Origin of the sequence: Pollutimonas nitritireducens, from assembly GCF_002849615.1 — a bacterium.
Classification (GTDB): domain Bacteria; phylum Pseudomonadota; class Gammaproteobacteria; order Burkholderiales; family Burkholderiaceae_B; genus Pollutimonas; species Pollutimonas nitritireducens.
Genome location: NZ_PDNV01000010.1, coordinates 1 through 20204, shown reverse-complemented (window position 1 = coordinate 20204; position 20204 = coordinate 1). Strand labels below are relative to the sequence as shown.

At 58.2% G+C, this 20204-nt stretch carries 19 protein-coding genes and 2 pseudogenes; 17 read left to right on the top strand and 4 right to left on the bottom strand.

What is annotated here, in order from left to right:
• Positions 1-680 precede the first annotated feature (680 nt).
• The 6 genes and pseudogenes from CR155_RS15470 (at position 681) to CR155_RS15440 (ending at position 6004) form a co-directional block, all read left to right on the top strand.
• The gene (locus tag CR155_RS15470; RefSeq protein ID WP_102070947.1) at positions 681-893 is read left to right on the top strand and encodes a plasmid-related protein; all 213 of its coding nucleotides are present in this window, start codon (positions 681-683) and stop codon (positions 891-893) included.
• Positions 894-1262: 369 nt separating this feature from the next.
• Entirely contained in the window at positions 1263-2021 is a 759-nt protein-coding gene (locus CR155_RS15465; protein WP_102070946.1) for a type IV toxin-antitoxin system AbiEi family antitoxin domain-containing protein, read from the top strand.
• Positions 2014-2937, top strand: a complete 924-nt coding sequence (locus tag CR155_RS15460; protein WP_102070945.1) for a nucleotidyl transferase AbiEii/AbiGii toxin family protein — start codon at positions 2014-2016, stop codon at positions 2935-2937. Before CR155_RS15465 ends, CR155_RS15460 begins: the two co-directional genes overlap by 8 nt.
• Positions 2938-3457: 520 nt before the next feature.
• Positions 3458-4585 (top strand): Fic family protein, encoded by a 1128-nt coding sequence (locus tag CR155_RS15450; RefSeq protein WP_102070943.1) that lies wholly within the window; start codon positions 3458-3460, stop codon positions 4583-4585.
• A 24-nt stretch (positions 4586-4609) separates the two neighbouring features.
• Positions 4610-5611: a virulence RhuM family protein gene (locus tag CR155_RS15445; protein WP_102070942.1), complete on the top strand. Its 1002-nt coding sequence runs from the start codon at positions 4610-4612 to the stop codon at positions 5609-5611.
• Between the two features lie 57 nt (positions 5612-5668).
• Positions 5669-6004: pseudogene (locus CR155_RS15440) on the top strand (helix-turn-helix domain-containing protein).
• 501 nt (positions 6005-6505) lie between these two features.
• Here CR155_RS15440 and tnpC read toward each other — a convergent pair.
• From tnpC to CR155_RS15425, 3 genes are all read right to left on the bottom strand, one after another.
• Positions 6506-8089, bottom strand: coding sequence for an IS66 family transposase (tnpC, locus tag CR155_RS15435; protein WP_102071102.1), 1584 nt, complete (start codon positions 8087-8089; stop codon positions 6506-6508).
• Between the two features lie 218 nt (positions 8090-8307).
• Positions 8308-8640 (bottom strand): IS66 family insertion sequence element accessory protein TnpB, encoded by a 333-nt coding sequence (gene tnpB / locus CR155_RS15430; protein WP_102070941.1) that lies wholly within the window; start codon positions 8638-8640, stop codon positions 8308-8310.
• On the bottom strand, positions 8637-9038 hold the full coding sequence (locus tag CR155_RS15425) for a transposase (protein ID WP_102070940.1): 402 nt from the start codon (positions 9036-9038) through the stop codon (positions 8637-8639). The genes tnpB and CR155_RS15425 overlap by 4 nt, the downstream gene beginning before the upstream one ends.
• 250 nt (positions 9039-9288) lie before the next feature.
• Between CR155_RS15425 and CR155_RS15420 the strand changes: the two genes are divergently transcribed.
• Together CR155_RS15420 and CR155_RS20815 are read left to right on the top strand one after the other, a co-directional pair.
• Positions 9289-9615: a hypothetical protein gene (locus tag CR155_RS15420; protein WP_143705207.1), complete on the top strand. Its 327-nt coding sequence runs from the start codon at positions 9289-9291 to the stop codon at positions 9613-9615.
• The gene (locus tag CR155_RS20815) at positions 9612-9767 is read left to right on the top strand and encodes a hypothetical protein (RefSeq protein ID WP_158238284.1); all 156 of its coding nucleotides are present in this window, start codon (positions 9612-9614) and stop codon (positions 9765-9767) included. Before CR155_RS15420 ends, CR155_RS20815 begins: the two co-directional genes overlap by 4 nt.
• A gap of 199 nt (positions 9768-9966) precedes the next feature.
• On the opposite strand, the pseudogene CR155_RS15415 reads toward CR155_RS20815, so the two are convergent.
• Positions 9967-10386, bottom strand: a pseudogene (locus tag CR155_RS15415) (integrase core domain-containing protein); the annotation flags it as partial.
• Between the two features lie 182 nt (positions 10387-10568).
• Between CR155_RS15415 and CR155_RS15410 the strand changes: the two are divergent.
• The 9 genes from CR155_RS15410 to CR155_RS15370 all read left to right on the top strand — a co-directional run bounded on the left by CR155_RS15410 (position 10569) and on the right by CR155_RS15370 (position 19992).
• Positions 10569-11177 (top strand): TetR/AcrR family transcriptional regulator, encoded by a 609-nt coding sequence (locus CR155_RS15410; protein ID WP_102070938.1) that lies wholly within the window; start codon positions 10569-10571, stop codon positions 11175-11177.
• 68 nt (positions 11178-11245) lie between these two features.
• Entirely contained in the window at positions 11246-11665 is a 420-nt protein-coding gene (locus tag CR155_RS15405; RefSeq protein WP_102070937.1) for a hypothetical protein, read from the top strand.
• A gap of 91 nt (positions 11666-11756) precedes the next feature.
• Positions 11757-12794 (top strand): secretion protein HlyD, encoded by a 1038-nt coding sequence (gene hlyD, locus CR155_RS15400; protein WP_102070936.1) that lies wholly within the window; start codon positions 11757-11759, stop codon positions 12792-12794.
• A 1-nt stretch (position 12795) separates the two neighbouring features.
• Complete coding sequence (locus tag CR155_RS15395; RefSeq protein ID WP_102070935.1) at positions 12796-14568, top strand: ATP-binding cassette domain-containing protein; 1773 nt, start codon at positions 12796-12798, stop codon at positions 14566-14568.
• On the top strand, positions 14565-15734 hold the full coding sequence (locus CR155_RS15390; RefSeq protein ID WP_102070934.1) for an ABC transporter permease: 1170 nt from the start codon (positions 14565-14567) through the stop codon (positions 15732-15734). Before CR155_RS15395 ends, CR155_RS15390 begins: the two co-directional genes overlap by 4 nt.
• A gap of 5 nt (positions 15735-15739) precedes the next feature.
• Complete coding sequence (locus CR155_RS15385) at positions 15740-16864, top strand: ABC transporter permease (RefSeq protein WP_102070933.1); 1125 nt, start codon at positions 15740-15742, stop codon at positions 16862-16864.
• Between the two features lie 29 nt (positions 16865-16893).
• Positions 16894-18339: an efflux transporter outer membrane subunit gene (locus CR155_RS15380; protein ID WP_102071101.1), complete on the top strand. Its 1446-nt coding sequence runs from the start codon at positions 16894-16896 to the stop codon at positions 18337-18339.
• 29 nt (positions 18340-18368) lie between these two features.
• Positions 18369-18572: a YgaP family membrane protein gene (locus CR155_RS15375; RefSeq protein WP_102070932.1), complete on the top strand. Its 204-nt coding sequence runs from the start codon at positions 18369-18371 to the stop codon at positions 18570-18572.
• A gap of 7 nt (positions 18573-18579) precedes the next feature.
• Entirely contained in the window at positions 18580-19992 is a 1413-nt protein-coding gene (locus tag CR155_RS15370; protein WP_102070931.1) for an MBL fold metallo-hydrolase RNA specificity domain-containing protein, read from the top strand.
• Positions 19993-20204 lie beyond the last annotated feature (212 nt).

Sequence of the window (20204 nt, the reverse complement as noted above, 5' to 3'; positions counted from 1 at the left end):
TAAATGACGTTCCGTGACAACGGACGCCGGTACTGCCAAAGGCAGGCCAAGCTCGATGGATGGCGCGTAATCCATTGATGACAGCGGCAAAGACCGCAGTTTTCAGCATCCCGACGAACCACAATAGTGGGCCAGCGGCGGGCTCTACCGAAAATGATCCAAGCAACTGGTCCCCATCGTGGCATCTTGGCGGACCAGTCACGAAGGCGCTGACCGCGCCTGCTTTGGCAAGCATCTTGGGCCATGCCCTCAGGGTGCTTACCAAGGTTTTTTATGGAGGAAACAATGCAACAACAGTCCCAGCAACGACCTTCTGACCACGCAGTAGGTAGATTCGAAGTCTCACAGTCGTCCGACCAAGCTCTTCTTTACCGAATACATATTGCCGAAGCCAAACTTGGGGTTTCAAGATCCACAATTTATCGACTGGTAAACGAAGGCCAGCTGGTACTGATCAAGATCGGGAAAAGATCCAGTGGCATCACTGCCGCAAGCGTTCATGCCCTCATCGAACGTAATAAGACGCTCCCCTACTGCGCCTAGCACCCAGATCCCTCCGGGATAGCCATGACCCACCGGCGCACCGCGCTCGCGGGTCGTTTTCTTGCACTGAGCTGCCAAGCAGCGAAACACTCCCGACGAGTATTGCGTATCAGGGAGAACCAACCAGGAGTCATTCGATGACAACCGAAGAACAACTGATTGAACGGTATGGACCGTTATTGTCTTTGATCGATTTGTCCGAGCTGCTAAAGCGTAGCCCTGATGGGCTGCGGATCTCCTTACGAAGCCAATCCGAATTCGCCGAGCAATGGAATGCCGCACGGCGGAAAGTTGGCCGACGAGTGTACTTTCGTGCAAGCGTTGTCGCCGATTTGATTGACGCTGCGTAGCGTTTATTTCGTTGTATCGAGCGCGAATGCCAAGGCACGGTGCGAAGGCTTACTGCAAAAACAAGTCTAGCCAAAAAAACCCAAATTAGGCATGATAGAACCTAATATGGGTATAAAAAGCACTGCCTGATCGCCGAGCATAAGTTTGTTGATGCGCTCTTTTCTAGCACCACGCAACGGGCGCTCTGGATTCTATACGACCAGCCAGGGCGTTAATAGAAACGGATTGGAACAAAACTCAGTTGTCCGGAAGCTTCGGATAATTAGAGGCATCAACGCCAACAACGCGAACTGCTCGTATGACTATCGCCGCGTAGCCTGTCTGTGAAAACTCAACAAAACGATTGAATTTTGTGCTATTTTTCACCTATGGATAGAAATTCAAGGCACAATCTAATCAAACGACTACAGTCCGATCTTCCGCGTGGTGCGCCATTTGACTTGACCACCCTGGCCGCGCTTGGGGTGTCGCCCAAGCTCGCCGCAGCCTATGCAAAAAATGGCTGGCTCGTGCGCCTGGCTCAAGGCGTCTACGCCTTCCCCAATGACAACTTCAACGTCTATGGCGCATTGCAGTTTCTCCAACAACACGTGCCCGGCCTGCATGTCGGCGGAAAAAGCGCCCTGGCTTTGCATGGCGTGAGGCACAACGTGGGTATTCGCGACACGCTGGTGCTGTGGGGTAATGTCCGCCACACACTGCCCGCCTGGTTCACCGAGCGCTTTCCGGCACGCTACGTCCACGCCAATCTTTTCGACTGGACCGACAACACACTGCCTGCCAAGACCTTGGGCACGCCGCCTGGCCAACCCGAAGGCCTATGCGTATCGGTTGCCGAACGCGCCGTACTAGAAATGCTGTACGACGCTGGTACCAGGCAAAGCCTGGAAGAAGCACGCAATCTCTTTGACAGCCTGCGCTCACCACGTAAGGAACTGCTCGGCCAGTTACTAGCTTGTTGCACGAGTGTGAAGACCGTTCGCCTGTTCCTCACCTGGGCGCGAGAAACCGAGGTGGTAAACGCTGATGATCTCCTGGCTCGTTATTCCCTGCGCACGGGCAGCAATAAGCGCTGGATGAGCCAACTCGCCGACGGCACACTATTAAGCCTGAATCCACATGGATAAAACCTACGCTGATACGGTTCGCCTGCTGCTGGCCGTTACCCCTGCCGTTTTCGACAGCGATATTTTCGCAATGAAAGGCGGCACGGCAATCAATCTTTTCAAACAAGACATGCCCCGTCTATCCGTCGATATCGACCTGGTGTATCGGCCTTGGCAAACACAACGAGATGAAGCCCTGAAAGCCATCAACGATGAACTGGCCGCCATCGCCCAGCGGGTCGAACCGCTTGGAGTACAGACACGCCTGATTCGCAGCAAGGATTTGAGTGACACCAAGTTGATCGTCGAGAATGACACCAGCCAGGTCAAAATCGAAGTAAACATTGTTTTCCGGGGTACGGTACTGCCGGTCGAGCATCGCCCCTTGAGCGCCAGAGCCAGCAACCTGTTCGGTGTCGAGTTCGAGGCACCTATCCTCGCTCGTGATGAACTGTACGCCGGCAAACTGGTTGCCGCCTTGGACCGACAACATCCACGCGACTTGTTCGATGTGTGGCAACTGTATGAGTCGGGTGGCCTCAGTGACGGCATGGCTGAATGCTTCGTGATCTACCTGGCTGGACACAATCGCCCACCGCATGAGGTGCTGTTTGGCTACGACAAAGACATTGCGGCAGAGTACGAACGTGCTTTTTTAGGTATGACAGAAGTGGACTGTTCGCTGGAGGTGCTACTTGAAGCACGCGCCCGGTTACGGCAAGACCTTCTACAAAGGTTGACTGACAAACACAAGCAGTTCCTGGCCGGGTTGGTGCGTGCAGAACCTGATTGGTCTTTACTGCAATGCACCCATGCTGCAGACCTTCCCGCCTTGCGCTGGAAGCTCGCCAACCTCGAAGCCTTCCGTAAACGCCGACCAGCTGACTTTTCGGCACAAGCCGATGCTCTGGTCACCGGCTTAAAACAGGCTGACTAAAATCTGGCTTTCCACGCGGGGCCCAGTCGGAAGTCATTTTGCGATTGTTATTGGTGCGACAAACCAAGGTTCGTCTAAACCGAGAATGGCAGAAATTCCGATCAGCGTGCGCCTGGCTGGGCAGGCCATCACCATCGGCGCAGAAGCCTGCTATCAGCACCCAGCCAGGGGCGGGGCTAGAGTCACGGCTAGAGTCACGGCTAGAGTCACGGCTAGAGTCACGGCTAGAGTCACGGCCAGAGTCACGGCCAGAGTCGAAGCTAATTGTTCCATCTGAAATTAAACGACAAACTTCAGACAAATTTGCCTTGTCCGAAAAAAACACACAAATATCGGACAGAGGTGCTCTATGAATGATATAAAAAAACTCAGAGATTGATCCCGTTCGAACCCTTAGGAAATTCCGTATAGTTCAAAAACAATAAATGCGCCATCATCTTCTGTCGCACTGGGCACACACTCACAAGCGGCTGCCGTCTCGCAAGTTGACGGCAAAACAAAAATACACCACAATCGCCGCATGAATTACGGTGAATATATTTGGCAATCACCGCATTGGCCTAATTGGCAATACGACCTCACTGCCCTGGCCGAGCCCTTGGCAGCGGTTAGCCGTGCCCAAGGACTACTCCTCGGTCGCTTGGCGGACGTGGGTATGGCCTTGCGTGACGAAGCCAGCCTCTCGGCACTAACCGAAGATGTCGTCCAGACCAGTGCCATCGAAGGCGAAACATTAAATGTAGCCTCAGTGCGATCCTCGGTCGCTCGTCGCCTGGGCGTAGACATCGGCGCTCTGGCCCCTGTGGATCGTCACATAGAGGGCGTAGTAGATATGGTACTGGACGCAACCGGAAATGCGGTTGCCCCTCTGACGATCAAGCGGCTGTTCGGCTGGCACGCCGCATTGTTTCCCACTGGCTACTCTGGCATGAGCCACATTCACGTGGGCACCTGGCGTGACGACTCCACCGGTCCCATGCAAGTAATTTCTGGCTCCATTGGTCGTGAGAAAGTTCATTTTGAAGCGCCACCGGCCAAACACCTGCCTGTAGAGATGGATCGCTTCCTGGCTTGGCTGAATAACACCAACGTCAAAGAACCCACCCTACTGCGTGCCGCCTTGGGGCACTTATGGTTCGTCACGCTGCATCCGTTTGATGACGGCAATGGCCGGGTTGCCCGTGCGATAGGCGACCTACTCCTGGCAAGGGCTGATGGAAGCACACAGCGGTTCTACAGTCTCTCTGCGCAAATTCAGCGGGAGCGCAAAGCCTATTACGACATTCTTGAACGCACGCAAAAGGGCGACATGGATGTGACTGGCTGGCTGGAGTGGTTCCTGGCAACTTTGCTAAAAGCTGTCGAACACGCACATGGCACCTTGGATCAAGTTCTGGCCAAGGCGAAGTTCTGGCAACAGGCCGCAACGGTCCCCATGAATGAGCGCCAGATCAAGGTGCTGAATCGGCTGCTGGACGGATTTGAAGGGAATCTAACAACGAGCAAATGGGCTGCGATTGCCAAGTGTTCGCAAGACACGGCACTTCGCGACATTACTGAGTTGGTACAGTACGAAGTGCTTCAGAGAACTGCAGCCGGTGGTCGAAGCACGAACTACGAAGTACGTCATTACGGTTTTAAGCGATGAAAAAGCAGCCAAAGGGAACAGGGCATGAGTGAATTGATTCTGTACACCAGCGACGACGGCCAAACCCGGCTTCACCTTCGGGTGGAGACTGAGACGATCTGGCTGAGTCAGTTGGAAATCGCTGAACTGTTTCAGACCACCAAGCAGAATGTCTCCCTGCATGCAAAAAACATATTTGAGGACAATGAGTTGCGCCAGGATGCAGTTGTCAAGGAATCCTTGACAACTGCCGCTGACGGCAAGAGCTACCGCACCAAGCTCTACAACCTGGATCTGATCCTGGCTATTGGCTATCGCGTCCGTTCCCCTCGTGGCGTGCAGTTCCGTCAGTGGGCCAGCACGCACCTTAAGGAGTTTTTGCGTAAGGGTTTCGTGATGGACGACGAGCGCCTGAAAAACCCCGGTGGCTGGGATTACTTCAATGAGTTGCTGGAACGCATTCGCGACATACGGGCCTCGGAGAAGCGCTTTTACCAGAAGGTTCGTGAACTATTCTCACTCAGTTCTGACTACCAAGCTCGTGAGCGGGAAACTGCATTGTTCTTTGCCGAGGTACAGAACAAGCTGCTCTATGCCACCACTGCTCACACCGCCGCCGAGCTGATTCTGAAACGCTCTGATCCCAGTCTACCCAATATGGCATTGACCAGTTGGAGCGGTTCGCGGGTGCGAAAGCAAGATGTCATCATCGCCAAGAACTACCTTACAGCTGACGAGATCGACACGCTTAATCGGCTGGTGGTGATCTTCCTTGAGCAAGCCGAGTTGCGAATCAAGCAGCAGAAGGAACTGACCTTGGACTTCTGGCGTAACAACATCGACAGGATGCTGGCTTTCAACGACCAGGCCGTCCTTGACGGTGCCGGCTCAGCCAGCCGCGAGAACATGGAAAAGATTGCTCGTGAGCGTTATGAGGTCTTCGATCAGCAGCGGCGTATTGCCGAAGGCAAGGCAGCGGACGCTATGGATTTGAAGGAAATCGAACAGCTGGAAGAAGACCTTAAACACAAGGGTAAAAAGCACTGACAGGTATCATCCATCAGCGCTTGAAGGCCGCCGCGATTGTCGCGCAGGAGTTGGAAAATGAATAAACGTATTGTTGAAGGAGTTGAAGTCGAGGTCAGTTCAGGCAATGTGTTCGCCGACCTGGGCCTGCCCGATGCCCACAAGCTTCAGATCAAATCAGGGCTGACCGTCGAAATCGCCAAGGCTATTCGTCAGCGACGATTCACACAGGCCGAAGCAGCAGAGCGCATGGGCCTCACCCAACCCACAGTTTCAAGTCTACTGCGTGGTGAGTTCTCGAACTTCTCCGAACGTAAGCTTATGGATTGCCTGAATCGTTTAGGCTAGGACATTGAGATCCGTATGCGAAAAACGCCGGAACCAGTCGGCCATTTGCTGCTGATGCACGCCTAAGACGAAATCGAGCTGGCTGTGTCTAAAGCTACTCTCGCTGTACCGAACTGTACCGCTGCACCTTATTTCGGTACAGTACAGGTACACACATCAGTTCTTTCGGTTTTTCAAAAATTACGCTAACCTACTGATTTATAACTAGTTTTATCTATTTTTATTTGCACTCGTTTTCGCACCGCTTCCCTATGAAAGCACCGTAAATCGCCAACTCAAAATCCCCCGCCGCAAGGCGTGCCGGTTCGATTCGGGCCGCGGCACCAACGGCTTGTTCCACACAAGTCCAAATAGCCCCAAATATCGTTGAAACTCATGATGTTCCACATAGTTTCAGCAAATCCCAACGTTGCGCGTACCCCAAGGTGTACCCTAGACTAGGTGTACCTTAAGTTTTTTTTCTGGGGGTACACCGATGGGATTCCTGACTGACTTACAAATCCGCACCGCTACGCCACAAGGTAAGCGCTCGGGGAACACACATTGACACGGTCGCGTTAGCGGCCGTTATCTTTGGTCAGTGGTTTGGGGCGACCAGTTGTGCGGCAGTAGCTCACCAATCCGGCTGGCCGGTTGCGTAGGCAAGCGGGTGAGTACGTCTTTCAGGTACGCATACGGATCATGACCGTTCAGCTTGGCCGATTGGACGAGCGTCATGATGGCAGCAGCCCGTTTACCGGCGCGCAGCGAGCCGGCGAATAGCCAATTGTTGCGACCAATGGCGATCGGCCGAATCTTCTGTTCGATGTGGTTATTATCGATCGGCAATTGCCCATCGTCCAGGTAACGCGTCAGTGCCGCCCAGCGTTTCAAGCTGTAGTCCAACGCTTTGGCCGTGGCCGAGCCATCGGGCACACGCCCTCGCTGTGCGAGCATCCAGGTGTGCAGTGCCTTGGCCAGCGGTCTGGCCTGCTCCTGGCGTAGCCGCCTTCGCTCTTCGCTTGGCAGGTCTTTGGCCTGACGCTCGATCTCATAGAGCTGGCCGATATAGTGCAGTGCCTGTTCGGCCAGTTGGCTCTTGTTGGAGGCGTGCAGTTCGAAGAATTTGCGACGTGCATGCGCCATGCAACCAATCTCGGTCATCCCTTGCGTAAAGCAGGCCTTGTAACCCGAGTAGTCGTCGCAGACCAGGCTACCTTTCCAGTTGCCCAGGAAGGCGCGGGCATGTTCGCCGGCCCGTCCCTCGGTAAAGTCATAGACCACGGCACGCAGATCCTCGAAGGCCCCTGGCGCATACGCCCAGAGATAGGCCCGGTGCGTCTTTTTGGTGCCAGGCTTGAGCATCTGTACCGGTGTCTCATCGGCATGCACCACGCGATGCGCAAGTATCGCTTGGCGCAAGGCATCTGCCAGTGGTTGCAAGTGCACACCGCTCGTGCCTACCCAGTCGGCCAGTGTGGAACGCGCCAGCTTCATCCCCGCGCGCTCGAAGATCTTCTCTTGTCGATATAGCGGAAGGTGGTCGGCGTACTTGGCCACCAGCACATGGGCGAGCAACCCGGTAGAAGGCAGGCCCTTATCAATCACATGCGCGGGCACGGGAGCCTGGGTCAGTGTCTGGCACTGTTTGCACGCCCACTTGCCGCGAACGTGGCGCTCAACACGCAAGACGCCAGGGATGAAGTCCAGCTTTTCGCTGACGTCTTCACCAATGCGCTGCAACTGGCAACCGCATTGGCACATCGTGCTCTCTGGCTCGTGGTGGTACTCAATACGTGGCAGATGCTCGGGCATCGGCCTGCGCTTGGGCTGACGCCTGGCACGGGCGACCGAAGGCACGCCGGCCAGCAACTCCAGCTCCGTTTCGATGGCCGCAATGTCTTCGTCAACAGCCTCTTCGAGGAGGGTGCCTTGCACGCCGGACAGCTGCTCACCTTTCTTGCCGAAGCGGTAGCGCTTCAGTGTGGCAATCTCATGGGTCAGTTGCGCGATCTTGGTGTCTTTGAAGCGAATCTCATCTTGTTGGCAGGCCAACATCTGATCGCGGCGCACCAGGATCTGTTCGGTGGCCGCCACCTCGTGCTCAAGCTCCTCGCGCTCGGCACGCAGTTCTTCCAGTTCAGCCACCGCCTGCTCGTGCTCAACCCGCATCTGTTGACGCTCGGCCTCCATCTCTTGAAGCAATTGCTTCAAGGCGGGCGCATCCATCTGGTCGAGGTCGGGCACGGGTAATTGCATGCGGTCAGTGTGCCATGACGGCACGCGACGCGCCATTGGCGCATGCCCCGATTGCAAGCCTCAACTCATGGCGTGCCAAGTAAAAAGTGAGCAGCCGTCGGAGTAAAACTGACCCATCCACCTAAATGGATTTACAGCAGGTCGATCACACCCGCCGGGCCAATCCGGTGCCAAGGCAAGCCGATGACCAGCGCCTGCAATTGCTCTGCGCTTAGCTTTTGATCTGCGCCGTCCGATCGTGGCCAGGTAAAGCCGCCTTGGTGCAGCCGCCTGGCAGCCAGCCACACGCCCATGCCATCATGCACCAGCACCTTCAGACGATTGGCTCGGCGATTGGCGAACAGATACGCGTGATGCGGCTGCACCGCCCCGAATACCTTGACCACCCGAGCCAGGGCTGTCTCGGTGCCGGCGCGCATATCCATCGGCTCGACCGCCAACCATATCTGATCGATACGAATCATCGCATCACTTCGCGCAGCCAAACGGCACACTGCTGGGCTTGCGATAAAGGCCAGCGGATTGAGGCCTTCAGGCCGTTGTGTTCCAACTCGATCGCGATGCCTTGAACCATCTCGGCCGCAGCGCCGGGCGCTTCAGGCTGAGCCAGTTGCAGAGGGATGAATTGCGCGGCCACGTCACGGCGTACGGTTGGCACGGACACAGGCTCATGACTGCCGAAGCGCTCGTGCTCTTGGACCCACTTGCGTAGCAAGTTAGGATGTAGATCGTGTGCCCGGGCCACGGCCGCTACCGATACGCCACGCTGCTGACAGCTTGCGACCACCTCGGCCTTGTACTCGTTGCTGAACTGGCGACGATGGCGCCGACCGTCTTGTGCGACAAGCTCGCTAGGATGCATTACTCCACCTACTGGGATGAATTACTCCACCAAGAATTCTAGTGGAGCCGACATCCTCTACGATCTGCCGCCTGGACTCAAGATGGTTTTATCGGACGCATACGCCACAAGCCAAGGAATACTTGATTGTCGACGGCGATGGCCTCTATCTGCGTGTCCGCGCCGCTGGCAAGGGCTGACTCTACCGATATAAAACGACAAAAAACAGTTCAAGATCGGTTTTGGCTCTTACCCCCTTGTCATGTTGGCCATGGCGCGCGACAAAGCCAGGGAAGCGAACACGCTGCGAGCCCAGGGCATCAATCTTCAGGATCTCCGCGGAGAACAACAGGAGCAGGTCCAGCTCGCCAAGATCAATACCTTCGAGCTGATGTCCCGCGCCTGGCTCAAAAGTGCGATCCCAAACAACTCGGCCAACTCCTGCGCGACATCCGTGGCTACAACGGCAACTTCATCACCATTGCCGCATTACGCCTGGCACCGTTGGTCTTCCAGCGTCCTGGGCAGCTGCGTCTGGCCCATTGGGAAGGTATCGATCTCAAGAAAAAGCTATGGCAGTGCCCGCCTGAGAATATGAAGCTACGTGAATGGCAAAAGCGCGATAATCGCACCCCCGCCCAAATCGTGCCCCTGTCACGCCAGGCACGCCGCGTTCTGGAAAACCTCCTTCCGATCACCGGCCCTTCTGGTCCCGTGTTTCCCAATATGGCCCGGCGATCCGACAAGTAGCGCTACATCAGTGCAAACACCATTAATTCGGGCTTACGCACCTTGGGCTATGACACCCAGGAACAATTCACCGGCCACGGCTTTCGGGCCACGGCGCGCACGATAATCCGGGAATACCTGGGCTGGGATCCTGATGTCATCGAGCGCCATCTGGTGCACGTGTCCAAGGAGGAACAAGGCGCCAGCTATGATCGCGCTACGGGCGCAAGTACTGGCGTTCCTCTTGCTCGAAGTGTTCCCGTGGCACGCGCCCCGTCGTTCCATGCACCCGCGCATTGGCCACCGTCTCCAGCCATTGCTGCACGTGTTGGCGTAGTTCCTGTTGGCTGACAAACTCCTCACCGTATAGGCAATCCTGCTTGACGTATTTGACGTCGGCCTCCACTTTGCCTTTGCTCTCTGGATCGTAGCCTTCGCAGGCATAGAGCCGCAAGCCCGCCGTGGTCGCAAATTCGTGGAAACGCTGGTTGACGGTTAGTTCCCGATATTGTTCGCTTAGCACCACCAGCTTGGTCTGGTCGTACACGCATTCCTCAGGCGTGCCGCCGAAGTAACGCAAGGCCTCGTCGCGCAATTGAATGAAGGCTGCGGTATCCAGCGGCTTGAACGCGACCCCCACGCTTATCGTCCCATAAGAAGCACTGTGAGTCACATCTGCGTTTACTTAAAACTGACTTGTACCATTTTTTCAAAATGACGGGTTTTTGGTTCATGGCGGTTTCCTTTTGGAAAGTTCTGCGTCCATCCAGCACGTTTTATGATAAGCTAGTAATAGATTACTTTCTCTCGGAAATACAAGCAATGAGCAGACATTCTAAACATCTTCCTGCTGACGAACGACGCGCAGCCACCGTCGAGGCGGTGGTCAACCTGGCGGCCGAGCAGATCCCGAGCGATATCACCACCACCGCCATCGCAGAGCGTATGGGCTTGACCCAGGGCGCGCTCTTTCGTCACTTCTCAAGCAAGGACGCCATCCTGCAGACGGTGATGACTTGGGTCACAGAACGCCTGCTCGCCCGAGTGGACAAGGCCGCAAAAAGCGTCATATCGCCAATCGCCGCTCTTGAGGCGGTCTTCATGACACACGTCGATTTCGTGTCCGAACACCCCGGCGTGCCAAGGATGCTCTTCGGCGAATTACAGCGTCCAGGTGAGACGCTACCCAAGCGGATGGCGCAGACCTTGACCCATCATTATGGCGAGCGGCTGCGCCGCCTGCTCGAAGCTGGCAAGGCGCAGGGCGAGCTGGATGTGGGGCTGGATGTGGATGCCGCCGCCGTCCTGTTCATCGGCACCATTCAGGGCTTGGTGATGCAATCCCTGTTAGTCGGCGACGTGGCCGGCATCCGACGTAACGCGCCGGGGGTATTTGCCATCTACCGTCGCGGCATCAAAAGCAGCACATGAGGCACCTACCTGCTTCGCAAGCGCCACGACGATCCGCAAACTTTTCGAAAGAACCGGGAGCAATGACTATGACAGCACACAGTCAACGCCATATATGGATGCGTGTAATTTCCCTGATTGCCATGGGCTTCGGCCTGCTGACCATCAAAGAAGGCGGCGCTGTCTTGTTTTTTGACGGCGCAGCGCGTGCCGCAGCCGGAAACTATGTGCCGTTCGTACTCTGGTTTAATTTTCTGGCGGGATTTGCCTACGTCATCGCCGGGGTCGGGCTGTGGCTGCGCCGACGTTGGGCGCCAGTGCTGACCACCGTCATTGCCATAGCAACCGCGCTGACATTTGCGGCGTTTGGCGTATTTGTGTATTTCGGCGGTGCCTGGGAGCAACGCACGCTCATCGCAATGAGCGTACGCACCCTCGTGTGGGCAGGTATTGCGTTTGCGGTATGGCGCCTGTCAGCTCCCCCTGTTTCCGATAGCCCCGCGCAATGAACCTCAGTTCACTCGATTCGGCCCGCGTAGCGGCCCAGGAACATCGAAACCCCAACCATACCGAACCAGCCTTTCGACTCGGAATTCACCCATGAGCCCCCAAAGACTTCCCACCCGCAAGGTCCGCTGGATCGTGATGAGCCTCGCCGTACTCGCGGCGGGCACCGCATGGTTGTGGACGCAGCGTACGTCGCCTGACCATGACCTGTTGCGTCTGTACGGCAACGTCGACATCCGCGAAGTACAACTGGCATTTCGCCAGCCCGGACGCGTAGCACAGATGACATTCGATGAAGGCGATGCTGTCAGCGTCGGCGCTCGCATGGCGTTGCTGGAGGCACAGCCCTATCGGGACGCGCTGGCGATCACCGAAGCCTCGGTGCAGGTAGCGCAGGCGGAACTGAACAAGCTGCGTCGTGGTCTGCGCCCGCAAGAAATCGCCCAGGCGCAGGAGGCAGTCAACCAGGCATTGGCTGCCGCCCGTGACACCGAGCGCAATTATCGGCGCCAAAGCGGTCTGCTCGCATCCGGCGCCAGCAGCCAACGAACGGTCGATGCCGCGCGCGCTGCCAAAGATCAAGCGATTGCCGTGGTCAAGGCGGCCGAGGCGGCGCTGTCGCAAGCCAGGGAAGGCTTTCGTAGCGAAGACATCGCCGCAGGCGAAGCCAAACTGGCTGCGGCGAACGCATCGCGGGCACAGGCCGCCACCGCCCTGGCCGATACCGAATTGCTGGCGCCAAGCAACGGCACCGTGATTGCGCGTGTGCGCGAACCCGGCAGCATGATCGCCAACCAAAGCACGGTCTATAGCCTGAGCCTTGACGCGCCAGTATACGTGCGCGCTTATGTCGAAGAGCCGGATCTGGGTCGCATCGCTCCCGGGACGCGTGTGCGCGTGCGCAACGATTCTTCCGACAAAGTCTATCAAGGCCAGATCGGCTTCATCTCGCCGCGCGCCGAGTTCACGCCCAAGACAGTAGAGACCACGGATCTTCGCACCGACCTGGTTTACCGCTTGCGGATCGTGATTGACAACGCCGATGCCGACACTGGGCTGCGCCAAGGCATGCCTGTGACCATTGAGGTCGATACCGGGACTGCCGCCGATATGCACGCAAAGGGTTCTTGATATGCTCACCAGCACCCCTACGTCACCTGCAAACAGCGATGTTGCTGTCGTGATCGACAATGTGGACAAGCATTTTGGCAGCGTACACGCCTTGCGATCCGTGAGCGCCCACATCCACTACGGGCGCCTGACCGGGCTGGTCGGACCGGATGGGGCCGGCAAGACGACCCTGATGCGCATCCTGACCGGCCTGCTGGCACCAAACGTTGGTCGCGTCACCCTGGCCGGTTTCGACGTCGTGGACGACAACGACGCCATTCACGTTGCGAGCGGCTACATGCCGCAGCGGTTTGGCCTGTACGAAGATTTGTCGGTGATGGAAAACATGCGTCTGTATGCACGGTTGCGCGGCATGGATGCCAACCAGCACGCTGACCTGTTCGCCGAGCTGCTCGATTTCACCCGCCTTGGTCCCTTTACCAATCGCCTGGCCGGAAAGCTGTCCGGCGGCATGAAACAAAAGCTGGGCCTAGCCTGCGCCCTGATGGCGCGCCCGAAAGTGCTGTTGCTAGACGAGCCCAGCGTCGGTGTCGATCCGGTCAGCCGCCAGGATCTGTGGCGCATGGTGCAGGCGCTGACCGACGAGGGCATGGCTGTGGTCTGGTCCACCGCGTATCTTGACGAGGCCGAGCGCTGCGACAGTGTGCTGTTGCTCAATGAGGGGCAGCTTGCCTACGACGGTCCGCCTGCGGGGTTGACCGGGCGTCTCCAGAATCGCAGCTTTCGCCTGGAGGACGTTGGCGAGCAGCGCCGTGCCGTGCTGGCCGAAGCGCTGAATCTCGACAGCATCGGCGATGGCGTGATCCAGGGTGCCGGCGTGCGCGTGGTGTTGCGCGCCGGGTCCAACGCCGAACAGATCCAGACGCTGGCCGACCGGGTCGATGCACGCCTGGCTGCGGTGCCGCCCCGCTTCGAGGATGCCTTCATCGATCTGCTGGGTGGCGGCCCCGGCGGCACGTCGGCACTGGCCGAGCGCCTGCCGCCGGTGGAGCTTGATTCGGACATTGCCGTTTCCTGCCGCAACTTGACCAAACGCTTCGGTGATTTCACCGCCACCGACAACGTCAGCTTCGAGGTGCGCAAAGGCGAAATCTTCGGCCTGCTCGGCCCCAATGGCGCAGGCAAATCGACCACCTTCAAGATGTTGTGTGGCCTCCTAAAGCCTACCCATGGTGAGGCGCACGTGGTTGGTTTGGACCTGCGTCGGGCCACCGGCGCGGCCAAAGCCCAGCTTGGCTATATGGCGCAGAAGTTCTCGCTCTATGGCTTGCTCTCGGTGCGACAAAACCTGGAGTTCTCTGCGGGCGTGTACGGACTGGAAGGCGCCACGCGGCGTGCGCGCATCGACGAGATGATAGCTACTTTCGATCTTGAATCTTGGTTGTCCGCTGCCCCCGACTCGCTGCCATTGGGCTTCAAACAACGCCTGGCACTGGCCTGCGCGGTCATGCATCGCCCTCCCGTGCTGTTTCTGGACGAGCCGACCTCGGGGGTTGACCCGATCACGCGGCGCGAATTCTGGACCCACATCAATGGTCTCGCCCGCAAGGGCGTGACGATAATGGTCACCACCCACTTCATGGACGAGGCCGAGTACTGCGACCGGGTGGCGATGCTATACCGCGCCCGGTTAATTGCCTTGGACACACCCGATGCGCTCAAGCGCGATACGGTCAGCGAGGCCCGGCCCGATCCGACCATGGAAGATGCGTTCATCCATTTGGTCGAGTCCGCCGATCTGGCCGACGAAGCCCGAAGCGAGGCGGCGGCATGAGCGACGTGAACAACCCACGCCGCGCCGACCAGGTGTCTGCCGCCGCCATGCGGCGCTTCGATCCGCAGCGCCTGTGGGCTCTGGTACGCAAGGAAAGTCTGCAGGCGATCCGTGATCCGTCCACGCTGCTGATTGCCTTCGTGTTGCCGGTGGTATTGCTGTTCCTGTTTGCCTACGCGGTGTCGCTGGACGTGCGCGATGTGCGCATCGGCGTGGTGCTAGAGTCGCCATCAGCGCCTGCCCAGGAGCTCGCTGCCGCTTTTGCCGGCACCCGCTATCTGGATGTAACGTTTGCACATGATCGACGCGAAGTGTCCGAGCAGGTCGTATCGGGCAAGCTGCGCGGATTCGTGGTGATCCCGCAGGACTTTGAGCAAAGGCTGGCCAGGCGCGACGGCCAGCCGCTGATCCAGGTCATCACCGATGGTTCGCAACCCAATACCGCGAACTACGTTGCCAACTACGCACAAGGGGTTGTCCAAACCTGGCGCGCCGGGCTCGGTGCCGAAGCACCTTCCGCCGCCGTGGTGCTGGAGCCGCGCTACTGGTTCAACGCCGAGCTGGAAAGCCGCCGCTCGCTCGTGCCCGGTGCTATCGCCATCGTCATGACTATCATCGGCACCATGCTCACCGCGCTGGTGGTGGCGCGCGAATGGGAACGCGGTACCATGGAGGCGGTGTTGTCCACCCCCGCTTCGGTGGTGGAAATCCTGATCGGCAAGCTGCTGCCTTACTTCGTGCTAGGCATGCTGTCCACCCTGGGCGCCGCTGCACTGGCGGTGTTTGTGTTCGACGTGCCGCTGCGCGGATCGCTGGGCGCGCTGCTGCTGCTCTCGGCCGTGTTCATGGTGCCCGCACTGGGCCAGGGCTTGCTGATTTCCTCGATCACGCGCAACCAGTTCCTGGCGGCGCAAATTGCCCTGTTTTCCGGCTTTTTACCCGCTTTCATGCTGTCGGGGTTCCTGTACGAAATCGACGCCATGCCAGCGCCGATCCAGATCCTCACCTGGTTCGTTCCAGCGCGTTATTTCGTCTCTTCCCTGAAAACGGTGTTTCTGGCGGGCGACATCTGGGCGGTGTTCCTGCCGAATCTGCTGGCCATGACCGCAATGGGCATGTTCTTTTTCCTGCTAGCCAAGCGCGCCACGCGCAAGAATCTGGAATAAACGCCATGTCGCACGTATCCAGCACCGTCTCCTTCACCCGGCTGCGCGCCCAGTTCATCAAGGAAGTGCTCAGCATCCTGCGCGATCCGCGCAGCCGGATGGTGGTATTCGTGCCACCCCTGCTGCAGCTGTTGGTGTTCGCCTTCGCCGCCACGCTGGAAGTGCGCAATGTCGATATTGCCGTACACAACCAGGATGCGGGCCGTTGGTCGCACGAACTGGTGACACGCCTGGACCGCGCCGAATTCATCAACCAGATCTACCACGTGGCCAACAACCAGGAACTGCGCAGCTTGATCGACCAAGGCAAAGTAATTGCCGCGCTCAATATCCCTATGGATTTCTCCCGTGTCATTGCTGCTGGCGACAGCGGTCAGGTACAGGTGCTGGTCGACGGCCGACGCAGCAATTCAGGCCAGATCACGGTCGGCTATCTGTCGGCTATTGCGGCTGAGGTCGGTGCCCAGGTCAACCCCGACGCAGCGTCTGCGGCGCCGGTAGTGGTACGCAACTGGTTCAATCCCAACCTGATTTACCGCTGGTTTATCGTGCCCGGCCTCTCCGGTATTCTGGCACTTTTCAGCGCCTTGCTCATTACGTCACTGTCGATTGCCCGTGAACGCGAGCTGGGCACCTTCGACCAGCTATTGGTCTCACCCACCTCGATGCCGGAAATCATCATTTCCAAATCACTGCCGGCACTGGCCATCGGCACGCTACTTGGCTTGATGATGATCGCCGCGGCCATCGTGCTGTTCCAGATCCCTTTCAGCGGTTCGTTCTGGCTGCTCTTATTCAGCCTGGTGCTGTTCATCCTTTCCGTGGTGGGCATCGGCCTGATGATTTCCGCCGTCAGCGCGACCCAGCAGCAAGCCATTCTCGGCGCCTTCGCCTTCGGCGTGCCGGCCGTGCTGATGTCGGGCTTCGCTACACCGGTGGAAAACATGCCGACGCTGTTGCAATGGCTGGCGCAGGCCATCCCACTCACGCATTTCCTGGTCATCGTACAGGGCAGCTTTCTCAAGGCCCTACCGCTCAGCGACATCCTCGCCAGCCTCTGGCCGCTGACAATTATCGCTTTGGTGTCGCTCACGATGGCCACCGTTTTCGTTCGAAGGCGTCTGCAATGACACATACCGATCACACTGACCCAACCGCCATGACTCCTGCATTGCGTCGAGCGACCCGGCGGTTGCGCCCCGTCGCGCTGCTGCTGGGTAGCCTATTTCTGACGGCCTGTGCGGTCGGCCCCGAGTATCACGCACCGCCACCAGTCGCCACCGGCGATGCCTGGAGCCAGACCGTCGCAGCCACATCGGCACCGATCGATTTGGCACGTTGGTGGTCAACGCTAGGTGATCCGGTGCTCGAACGCCTGATCGAAACCGCGTTGGCCGCCAATCTCGATCTACGCGTGGCCGCAGCGCGCATCGACGAAGCACGCGCACTACGCGATCGGGTCGCCGGTGAGCAGCTCCCCGTAGCTGGCGCGGCCGCCAGTGTTAACCGACGTCGGCAAAGCGAGAACGGCCCCTTGCCAGTTGGCTCCTTGCCCGGCCTTGAGGCCACGCAGACGATTTACGACGCAGGCTTCGATGCGGCCTGGGAAGCCGACCTGTTTGGTGCCAAACAGCGCTCTCTGGAGGGTGCGGGCGCCCGGCTGCAGGCAGCCGAAGCCGATGCGCAGGGAGTGCGCATGCGTATCGTGGCCGAGGTCGCCCGTGCCTGGTTCACCGCCGCCGGTGCCGGACAGGAATTACACACCCAGCAAGCAATGCTGGAAACCCTGGAGCACACTCTCAAACTGGTGCGTAAGCGCCAGGCGCTGGGCGATGCGTCCACTTCGGACGTGGACGCGGCCTACGCGCAGTGGGCCGCCGCCCATGCCACGCTGCCGGGCATCAAGGCCCGCCAGCGCGCTGCCGTGCTAAGCCTTGGCGTGCTGTTGGGCGCGCCGCCGGAGCGTGAACTGGCCCTACTGAATGCCGCCACAGCGCCGCTTACTTTATTGGCCTTGCCGGTGGGTGAACGCGCCGATGTGCTGCGCCGCAGGCCGGATATACTGGCCGCCGAACGACGTCTCGCAGCCAGCACGGCTGACATTGGTGTTGCCACCGCTGAGCTGTTTCCGAAGCTGTCGATCGGCGTCGGCGGTGGTTTCCAGGCACTAGCTACCGGCGATTGGTTCAATTCCTCCAGTACGCGATTCTCCATCCTTCCCCTGATTTCCTGGCGGCTTTTTGACGGCGGCCGGGTACGCGCCGAGATCCGTGCCCGCGAAGCGACCGGGCAACAAGCCGCACTGGCCTATGAACAGGCCGTACTGACGGCGCTTGGCGAGGCTGAACGCGCACTGAGCGACTATCACGCCGGCCTGGATACGCTGAGCCGTCGCCAAGCAACGCTGGAGGCCACCCGCCGCAGCCACAATCACGCCAAGGTGCGCTATGCGGCCGGCGACATCGCGCTAGTTGAACTGCTGGCTGCCGAACGCGTGCTGCGTGAAGCCGAAACCGCGAACGCGCATGCTCACACGACCGCCGCCGTGCAACTGGTCGCGCTCTACAAGGCGCTTGGCGGCGGTTGGGACGCGCCCGTAGTCTGATTTTCTTACCCAGTGAAGGAGATATCATCATGCGAATCAACGTAGGAAAACTCGACCGTATTGCACGTATCATCATCGGATTAACGCTGCTCAGCCTACCGTTCTGGCTCGACACGCCATGGCGCTGGTTGGGGCTCATTGGCCTGATGCCCTTGACTACGGGCTTAGCTGGCCGCTGCCCAGGCTACCGCCTGTTCGGCCGGAACACCTGCTCTTTGCGCAAGCCAGAGTGAACACATCATGCAACTGAGCTTTCTCGGCACTACACGCGAGGCCACGGGCTCCTGTGTTTTGGTGGAAGCTGCGGGAATACGCTTTCTAGTGAACTGCGGCATGGTTCGGGGTGGACGCGAGGCGACAGCGCACAATCACCAACCTTTCGCGTTTGATCCGTCACAGATCGACTTTGTCCTGCTCTCCCAAGCCCACATCGACCATAGCGGGCTGCTGCCCAAACTCACTCACGCGGGCTTCAAAGGTCCCATTTACACTACCGAGGCTACAGTTGAACTGCTGGGCGTAATGCTACTCAACAGCGCCGACACTCAAGAATGTGACGCCAAATACCAGACTGAGTATCCAGTGAGGCAGCCTCCGCTGCCAATGCGCTACGCATGGCCGGATGCACATCAAAGCCTGACGCAGGTACGGGGCGTTCCTTACAACCACGAGTTCGAGCCCCACAAAGCCGTCCGCTGCCGTTTTCGCGATGCCGGCCATACCCTGGGTTCGGCCATCATCGAAATCTGGGTCAGTGAGTACGGTCTTGCGACTAAGCTTGTTTTCAGTGGCGATCTGGGCCAACCTGGGCGCACCGTCTTATGTCAGCCAACGCCCATTGACAAGGCCGATATACTCGTCATTGCGTCCACATACGGCAATCGTCGGCACAAGGAGCTAGCAGCGACCGAGGACGAGATAATCGCAATTATCGAGCAGACTCTTTTCAAGCGCGGTGGGAACGTTATCATCCCGGCTTTCGCGGTCGGCCACACACAAGAATTGATCTATCTCCTGCAACGCCTGACACGTGAAGGACGCCTACTGCGACCGGAGATTTTCGTCGACTCGCCGATGGCCACCGACGTTATGCGCATCACGCGCAAATCCATAGAGAGATTCGACGACCAGCGCCAGCACCTCACGGGTCGTCTCGCATGGGACAAGGGCTGGCCACATTTGCATTTTACCGAAAGTATTGAAGAGTCCAAGACACTGAACCAGATCCATTCGGGGGCCATCATCATCTCCGCCAGCGACATGTGCAATGCGGGGCGTATCCAGCATCATCTGCGACACAACCTGCCGCGCTCTGAGTGCAGTGTGCTGATGGTCAGCCCTCAAGCCCAGGGAACTCTCGGTCGGAGTCTGGTCGATGGCGCCAAGCAAGTGCGGGTACTTGGTGAGGATATCCCGGTGCGCGCAGCCATCCACACCATCGATAGACTGTCAGCGCATGCAGATCAGGCTTCGCTGCTGGCCTGGGCGCGATCATTTCACAAGCCACCGACGCAAACCTTTGTTGTACATGGAGAACCTGCTGCAACGCAGGCATTGGCCAACGCACTGCGACAAGGGCGAGGATGGCGTGTAACCGTACCGAAGAATGGCAAAACGCAAGAGTGGCTTAATTTTCTCACAGAACCACAGTGAGTTCGCAGGCAGATATTGCTCATCAACTGCACTTTATTCTGAAGTCTTCCGTCTTTCACCTGCTTATAAAAATACAACTCATGAAGTAAGCGATCCATGAAGCACAGGGTTTTCAGGCAGCAAGATCCATGGCAACCTGTTGGCTATCCACATTCCATGGGAGTAATGCCTCGATGTCTTCAACCGTTTTTGCCAGCGGCAACCGTTCCAGC

Coding starts and splice junctions, on each gene's coding strand:
- CR155_RS15420 (WP_143705207.1), top strand. CDS start 9,289: ATGGCGCGCGACAAAGCCAGGGAAGCGAACACGCTGCGAGCCCAGGGC.
- CR155_RS15375 (WP_102070932.1), top strand. CDS start 18,369: ATGCGAATCAACGTAGGAAAACTCGACCGTATTGCACGTATCATCATC.
- CR155_RS15460 (WP_102070945.1), top strand. CDS start 2,014: ATGGATAAAACCTACGCTGATACGGTTCGCCTGCTGCTGGCCGTTACC.
- CR155_RS15380 (WP_102071101.1), top strand. CDS start 16,894: ATGACTCCTGCATTGCGTCGAGCGACCCGGCGGTTGCGCCCCGTCGCG.
- CR155_RS15470 (WP_102070947.1), top strand. CDS start 681: ATGACAACCGAAGAACAACTGATTGAACGGTATGGACCGTTATTGTCT.
- CR155_RS15385 (WP_102070933.1), top strand. CDS start 15,740: ATGTCGCACGTATCCAGCACCGTCTCCTTCACCCGGCTGCGCGCCCAG.
- CR155_RS15410 (WP_102070938.1), top strand. CDS start 10,569: ATGAGCAGACATTCTAAACATCTTCCTGCTGACGAACGACGCGCAGCC.
- CR155_RS15370 (WP_102070931.1), top strand. CDS start 18,580: ATGCAACTGAGCTTTCTCGGCACTACACGCGAGGCCACGGGCTCCTGT.
- CR155_RS15390 (WP_102070934.1), top strand. CDS start 14,565: ATGAGCGACGTGAACAACCCACGCCGCGCCGACCAGGTGTCTGCCGCC.
- CR155_RS15425 (WP_102070940.1), bottom strand. CDS start 9,038: ATGCATCCTAGCGAGCTTGTCGCACAAGACGGTCGGCGCCATCGTCGC.
- CR155_RS20815 (WP_158238284.1), top strand. CDS start 9,612: ATGAAGCTACGTGAATGGCAAAAGCGCGATAATCGCACCCCCGCCCAA.
- CR155_RS15405 (WP_102070937.1), top strand. CDS start 11,246: ATGACAGCACACAGTCAACGCCATATATGGATGCGTGTAATTTCCCTG.
- CR155_RS15395 (WP_102070935.1), top strand. CDS start 12,796: ATGCTCACCAGCACCCCTACGTCACCTGCAAACAGCGATGTTGCTGTC.
- CR155_RS15450 (WP_102070943.1), top strand. CDS start 3,458: ATGAATTACGGTGAATATATTTGGCAATCACCGCATTGGCCTAATTGG.
- tnpB (WP_102070941.1), bottom strand. CDS start 8,640: ATGATTCGTATCGATCAGATATGGTTGGCGGTCGAGCCGATGGATATG.
- tnpC (WP_102071102.1), bottom strand. CDS start 8,089: ATGCGGGTTGAGCACGAGCAGGCGGTGGCTGAACTGGAAGAACTGCGT.
- hlyD (WP_102070936.1), top strand. CDS start 11,757: ATGAGCCCCCAAAGACTTCCCACCCGCAAGGTCCGCTGGATCGTGATG.
- CR155_RS15465 (WP_102070946.1), top strand. CDS start 1,263: ATGGATAGAAATTCAAGGCACAATCTAATCAAACGACTACAGTCCGAT.
- CR155_RS15445 (WP_102070942.1), top strand. CDS start 4,610: ATGAGTGAATTGATTCTGTACACCAGCGACGACGGCCAAACCCGGCTT.